The sequence below is a fragment of the Bacillus sp. 205(2023) genome, from assembly GCF_037027485.1.
GTDB lineage: Bacteria > Bacillota > Bacilli > Bacillales > Bacillaceae > Bacillus > Bacillus halotolerans.
The window spans coordinates 1-208 of the sequence record NZ_JAXCHF010000058.1; the positions used below are offsets into that span (position 1 = coordinate 1).

At 46.6% G+C, this 208-nt stretch carries 1 rRNA gene; it reads left to right on the plus strand.

The features are described from left to right. Window positions 1-52 (plus strand): 16S ribosomal RNA (locus WA325_RS21385); the annotation flags it as partial. Window positions 53-208: the final 156 nt, after the last annotated feature.

The window sequence follows — 208 nt, forward strand, 5'->3', positions numbered from 1 at the left end:
GAAGTCGTAACAAGGTAGCCGTATCGGAAGGTGCGGCTGGATCACCTCCTTTCTAAGGATATTTACGGAATATAAGACCTCGGGTCTTATAAACAGAACGTTCCCTGTCTTGTTTAGTTTTGAAGGAACTTTGTTCCTTGAATAAGTTAAGATGGGCCTGTAGCTCAGCTGGTTAGAGCGCACGCCTGATAAGCGTGAGGTCGGTGGT